A 4627-nucleotide genomic window follows, 5' to 3' on the forward strand; every position below is an offset into this window, starting at 1 on the left:
GGGGCCGATCGGCACCTCGAGGATCCGGCCGGTGCACTTGACGGTGTCGCCTTCGGAGATGTGCTCGTACTCGCCCAGGATGACGGCGCCGACCGAGTCGCGCTCGAGGTTCAGGGCCAGGCCGTAGGTGGCCGAGCCGTCGGGTGCCGGCGGGAACTCCAGCATCTCGCCCTGCATCGCCTCGGACAGGCCGTGCACGCGGCAGATGCCGTCGGTGACCGAGACGACGCTGCCTTCGTTGCGGATGTCGGCCGAGACGGCGAGCCCCTGGATGCGGCTCTTGATCAGTTCGGAGATTTCAGCGGGATTGAGATTCATACGCTTCGCTGGTTGGAGCGGGCGGCTTTCGCCGCCCTTGAAGGTGATGTCGGCACCGCCGACGACGACATGTACTAGGCGGTCAACGCCGCCTTCATCCGGTCGAGGCGGGCGCGGATCGAGGTGTCGAGCACCTCGTCGCCGACGACCACGCGAACGCCGCCGATGAGCTCCGGGTCGACGATCGAGGTCGCCTCGAGCTTGCGGCCGAAACGGCGCTCCATCGCTTCCTTGACGTCGGCGAGCTGCGCATCGCTGAGGGCGAAGGCGGTGTGCACCACCGCCTGCGTCGTGCCCATGCGCCGGTCGACCAGCGCCTGGAACTGCGCCGCGATCTCCGGCAGCGCCGCCAGGCGGTTGTTGTCGATCACCGTGCGCAGCAGGTTCTTCGCGGCCTCGCTGGGCGCCGCTGGCGTGGGCATCCTGGCGACCGAGGTCAGCACATCGAAGACCTGGTCGGCGGCGACCTTCGGGTTGTCGGCGAAGACGCGCATGTCGGGATGGGCGGCGACGTCGGCCAGGGCCCGGATCTCGGCCGCGAGCGCCGACGGATCCGCCTGCTCCGACGCCTTCATCAAGGCTTCCGCATACGGTCGCGCGATGGTGGCGATCTCGGCCATGGCCTAGAGCTCGATCTTCAGCTGGCGCAGCAGGTCGGCATGCGCGTTGGCATCGACCTCGCGGCGCAGGATCTGCTCGGCACCCTTGACGGCCAGCGCGGCGACCTGCTCGCGCAGGGTCTCGCGCGCCTTGGTCGCTTCCTGCTCGGCCTCGGCGCGCGCGGCGGCGACGATCTTGGCGCCCTCCTCGCTGGCGCGCGACTTGGCTTCCTCGATCATCGACTGGGCCAGCCGCTCGGCGTCGGCCAGGCGCTGCGCCGCGTCGGTGCGGGCGGAAGAGAGTTCCTGCTCGATGCGCTTGTTCGCCGTGGCCAGCTCGGCCTTGGCCCGGTCGGCGGCCGACAGCCCCTCGCGGATCTTTTCCGCACGTTGATCCAGCGCCGTGGTGATCGGCGGCCAGATGAACTTCATCGTGAACCACGCCAGGATCAGGAACACGATCAGCTGGATGATGAATGTCGAGGTGATGCTCACGGTGCGGACTCGTCTGGAGGTTCGTGGCGGCGAAGCGAAGCGGAGCAGCTGCTCCGCCGGCAGGTGCCGATTACTTCGGCAGGTTGGCGATCTGCGCCAGGAACGGGTTGGCCGTCGTGTACCAGAGGGCGATGCCAGTGCCGATGATGAACGAGGCGTCGATCAGGCCGAGGAGCAGGAACACCTTGGTCTGCAGCACGCCCATGAGCACGGGCTGGCGGGCGGCCGATTCGAGGTACTTGCTGCCCATGATGCCGACGCCGACACAGGCGCCGAGGGCACCGAGACCGATGATGAGGCCGGCGGCGATCGCGACGAGACCGATGAGTTCCATGATGACTCCTGAGTGAGAAAGGGAAGGTGAAGGAAGGGGGGACGAGAAGCGAAAGCGTCAGTGCGTGTCGTGCGCCTGGCCGATGTACACGAGCGTCAGCATCATGAAGACGAAAGCCTGCAGGACGATGATCAGGATGTGGAAGATGGCCCACACCGTGCCCGCGGCGATGTGCAGCGCGCCCAGCACGAAGCCCGTGACCGACAGCGTGAAGGCGCCGCCGAGCAGGGCGATGAGCAGGAAGATCAGCTCGCCCGCATACATGTTTCCGAACAGCCGCATGCCGTGCGACACCGTCTTGGAGACGAACTCGACCAGCTGCATCGCCACATTGGCCATCGAGAGCAGGATGAAGCCGATCCAGCTGAGCGGGTTGGCCGTCATCTTGACCGTGCCGAAGGGCGCGACGTAGAGCTCGTGCAGCCAGCCGCCGAGGCCCTTGATCTTGATGTTGTAGAAAAGGCAGAGGATCAGCACGCCGACGGCCAGGCCCATGGTCACGGACAGGTCGGCGGTGGGCACGACGCGAAGGTAGGCATGCGACGGGTCGCCCCCGGCGGCGCCGTAGACGCCTTCCCAGATCAGCGGCAGCAGATCGACAGGCAGCAGGTCCATCGCGTTGAGCAGGATGATCCAGACGAACACCGTCAAGGCCAGCGGCGCGACGAGCTTGCGGCTGTCGGCGTTGTGGACGATGCCCTTGGCCTCGTTGTCGACCATCTCGAACAGGATCTCGACCGCCGCCTGGAAGCGCCCCGGCACCCCGGAGGTCGCCTTGCGCGCCGCGCGCCAGAGGATGAAGCAGCCCAGCGCGCCCAGCACCACCGAGAAGAAGACGGAGTCGAAATTGATGACCGAGAAATCGACCAGTCCCTTAGGCTTGCCGTTGCCGAGGTGGGTCAGGTGGTGGATGATGTATTCACCGGCGGTCGGTGCGTGCTCTGCGGCGGCCATCTCTCGTTTCCCGTGTTCTCGTGTTCGCTATGCCGCCCTGCGGCCGCGCCACAGCAGCGCGAACCAGTAGGTCTGCATGCACAGCACCATCGTGACCAGCATCGCCGGCCAGACCAGCCCGGCGACGATGCGCGGCGCCAGGATGAGCATGACGATCGCCGCGCCCATCTTGACGAAGCCCCACCAGAGCATGCTCGCGGCGCTGATCAGGGGCGAGACCGAACTGATGCGGCTGGTCGCGCCGCGCGCCATCAGCGCCCCGGGCAGGGCCACCACGGCCGCGCCGTAGAGCGCCGAGACGGCGGCGGCAGCGCCGGCAACGAGCCAGACGACGGCGCCGGCCAGCAGGCCGAGGACCAGCTGCGCCGCGATCACGCGCCAGGGGGAGAGCACCGGCTCGGCCCGGCGGAGGGCATCGACTTCGGCGCGTGACCAGCGCCTCGGCGGCGAGTCGTAGGCGTCCTCGAGGAAGGGCCGGTCGGGGTGAGCGCGCCCGTCGCCACGGATCACCGCGTCGGAGGAGGGGCGCGGGAGGGCGACTTTCAGCACAGCCCAAGATTATACGTATAAACCCGGCCGCTCCTTTCACTCGGGGTTGGGCGCCAGGCCGGGCCCGGGGTCGTCAGAGCACCGACACCCCGAGCTTCATCCAGGCTTCCTGCGTCGCCCCAGGCGCGAGCGCGACGAGGCCGTGCGCGATCGGGTCGGCCATGTGCACTGCGTTGCTCACGTGGCTGACCGGCTCGACGCAGAAGTAGTCGCGGTCGGGGGGCGTGTAGACCACCAGGTACGGCAGCGACGACGACAGCTGCAGCGAGAAGCGCTCGTCGCGGATTCGCGCCGGGCCGCGCAAGCCCTCGAAGCAATTGTCGAAGTCGAGGTGCGAGAGATCGCTGTCGATGCCGTGCTGCGCGACCTTGCGCGTCGGCAGCAGCGTCGCGTCGGCCTCCCACCGATCCGAGAGCTCGACGTGCAGCCGGCTGCGCAGGCGCCTGACGAAGTACGGGTGAAAGCCGAGCCCGACGGGCTGCTCGCCGTCGGCGTCGTTGGTGAACTGCAGGCGCGCCGTGAACGCGTCGACGCCCAGGCCGAAGTACTGGCGGGCGGTGAAGGCGAACGGCCAGTCGGCGTCGCCGGCGTGGACCAGCTCGAGCACGACCTCGAGCACGCTCGAGGACAGCAGACGCCACGGCCGCTGCCAGCCGAGGCCGTGCAGCGAATGCGGGGAGCCCTGGACGTTGGCGCGCGTCGTGAAGTCGTGGCCGCGCCAGCGGAAGCGCCGATAACCGAGCCGGTTCGAGTACGGCAGGAGCGGGAACATCGCCGCATCGTGCGAGCTCCCGAGCCGGGCCGGCTCGGTGGAGCGCAGGAGCGGCGTCTCGCCGTGCCACAGGCCGGCGACCGCGCCGCCGAGGTCGGGTCGAACGGCCAGGCGCAGGGCACCTGCATGCAGCTCGAACGTCGTCGCGGCAGTACCTCGATCGGGCGGGGCGGAAATCTCGAGGGTCATGTCAGGTCCGCCTTGAGGTAGTGGGCGCCGGGAACGGGGTTGAAGTAGTAGGGCGGGATCTCCTCGAAGCCGAGCGAGGCGTACAGCTCGCGCGCCGCCTCCATGTCGTCGAGGGTATCGAGGAGCATCGCCGAGTAGCCGGCGCGCCGGCCCTCGTCGAGCAGCCTCTGCGCCAGCGCCCGACCCAGGCCGCCGCCACGATACGCGGGACGGACGAACACCCGCTTCATCTCGCACGCGTTGGCGTAGTCGGTGTCGGCGATGGCACGCATGGCCCCGCAGCCGGCGAGCTCGCCGTCGACCCAGGCGAGCACGAGCTGGCCTGCGGGCGGCGCGTACTCGCCGGGCAGGGCGGCCACCTCGGCGTCGAAGTCCTGGAAGCAGAGGTCGACCTCGAGGCTGGCCTCGTACTCGCGG

General features: G+C 68.8%; 7 protein-coding genes and 1 pseudogene. All 8 read right to left on the bottom strand.

Features of this window, described 5'->3' with window-relative positions; genetic code table 11:
* A pseudogene (locus AC30N0_RS07865) lies at nt 1-318 on the bottom strand (F0F1 ATP synthase subunit alpha); the annotation flags it as partial.
* Nucleotides 319-392: 74 nt separating this feature from the next.
* Nucleotides 393-938, bottom strand: a complete 546-nt coding sequence (locus AC30N0_RS07870; RefSeq protein ID WP_489517372.1) for a F0F1 ATP synthase subunit delta — start codon at nt 936-938, stop codon at nt 393-395.
* Nucleotides 939-941: 3 nt separating this feature from the next.
* Complete coding sequence (locus tag AC30N0_RS07875; protein ID WP_489517373.1) at nt 942-1412, bottom strand: F0F1 ATP synthase subunit B; 471 nt, start codon at nt 1410-1412, stop codon at nt 942-944.
* Between the two features lie 70 nt (nt 1413-1482).
* Nucleotides 1483-1746 carry a F0F1 ATP synthase subunit C gene (atpE, locus tag AC30N0_RS07880; protein WP_489517374.1) on the bottom strand — a complete coding sequence of 88 codons (264 nt, stop codon included), beginning with the start codon at nt 1744-1746 and terminating at the stop codon, nt 1483-1485.
* Nucleotides 1747-1803: 57 nt separating this feature from the next.
* A complete protein-coding gene (atpB, locus tag AC30N0_RS07885) occupies nt 1804-2700 on the bottom strand; it encodes a F0F1 ATP synthase subunit A (RefSeq protein WP_489517375.1) in 897 nt (298 codons plus the stop codon).
* A gap of 27 nt (nt 2701-2727) precedes the next feature.
* Nucleotides 2728-3249 carry an ATP synthase subunit I gene (locus AC30N0_RS07890; RefSeq protein ID WP_489517376.1) on the bottom strand — a complete coding sequence of 174 codons (522 nt, stop codon included), beginning with the start codon at nt 3247-3249 and terminating at the stop codon, nt 2728-2730.
* 73 nt (nt 3250-3322) lie between these two features.
* Nucleotides 3323-4210, bottom strand: coding sequence for an aldose 1-epimerase (locus AC30N0_RS07895; RefSeq protein WP_489517377.1), 888 nt, complete (start codon nt 4208-4210; stop codon nt 3323-3325).
* The coding region (locus AC30N0_RS07900; protein ID WP_489517378.1) for a GNAT family N-acetyltransferase at nt 4207-4627 on the bottom strand (421 nt) is incomplete at its 5' end. The genes AC30N0_RS07900 and AC30N0_RS07895, both read right to left, overlap by 4 nt.

This window comes from Rhizobacter sp. (genome assembly GCF_031412495.1).
Classification (GTDB): Bacteria; Pseudomonadota; Gammaproteobacteria; order Burkholderiales; family Burkholderiaceae_C; genus Schlegelella_A.